2 protein-coding genes are annotated in these 911 nt (G+C 61.7%); both read right to left on the minus strand.

Going from position 1 to position 911, the window contains the following annotated elements; translation table 11 throughout:
* Window positions 1–291: 291 nt before the first annotated feature.
* The gene (locus tag LRF89_RS13230; protein WP_238637369.1) at window positions 292–495 is read right to left on the minus strand and encodes a hypothetical protein; all 204 of its coding nucleotides are present in this window, start codon (window positions 493–495) and stop codon (window positions 292–294) included.
* Between the two features lies 1 nt (window position 496).
* A complete protein-coding gene (locus LRF89_RS13235) occupies window positions 497–748 on the minus strand; it encodes a type II toxin-antitoxin system Phd/YefM family antitoxin (protein ID WP_201173926.1) in 252 nt (83 codons plus the stop codon).
* Between the last annotated feature and the right edge of the window lie 163 nt (window positions 749–911).

Here is a 911-nt window from a genome sequence, read left to right on the forward strand (position 1 = left end):
GGCCCGGTGACGGCGACGACCGGGAAGCTGGCAGCCAGCTGCTCGAGCGTGGCCTGGGCGTGCCTAGGAATCATGTGCTGATTGTAAGCGGCACTTACAATTAGCACAAAGCTTGGCGCGTGCAACGCGGTTAGGCGCACGGTTCCGAGTCCACCGTGCAGATCTTGCAATTGTCCTTGCTAGATCCCGTAGTACCACCAATGCCACGCGACGGGCCGCGACACGCCCTCCTCGACGCGGACCTGCGGCCGGTAGTCGGTATCCTGGATCAGGTCGGTGATATCTCGGTGGTCAATCGTCGATGAGCTTCAGCCCGTAGGGCCGGTAGTCGGCAAAGGCGCTGTCGGCGGAGAGTAGGGTGAGGTGCTCCTGGATGGCGCAGTGGATGAGCAGCCGGTCGAATGGGTCGCGGTGGCCGAGGCAGCCATGATGCGAGGCGGGATGCGATTCGGCGCCATGAGGAACCAGAGCAGGATGTGGGTATCCGCGAGGCACCTCATGGCCCGCCAATCATGTCCTCATCGCTCAAGGCACTGTCCTCGTGGAACGCGAAGGAGGCCCGCTCCTGCAACAGCCCCGGCTTGAGGGCGGTGCTTTGCTGCTGGCGATATTTCTCGTAGGGCACGAGGACGGCCACCTTCTCGTGTCCGCGGCCGAATTCCAGCACGAACTCTTCGCCCTCGGTGCGGATCCGCTCGAGGATCTCCGAGAGGTGGGCCTTCATCTCCCCGACTTGGACGGTGCGCATGGCGACGGCCTCACAGAGGGATCCTCTATAAAACTGCTGCGAGAATGACAACTTGTCAAGTTGATGTCTTTGCACTCATCGCCTTCGTTTGGCCCTGCCTCTAGACGTCGCAGTACTACCGACACCACGCAGAGAGTAAGAAGGAAGCTCTCCGCGATCTGCT

It is taken from the genome of Halorhodospira sp. 9621, from assembly GCF_022228055.1.
GTDB classification, from domain to species: domain Bacteria; phylum Pseudomonadota; class Gammaproteobacteria; order Nitrococcales; family Halorhodospiraceae; genus Halorhodospira; species Halorhodospira halophila_A.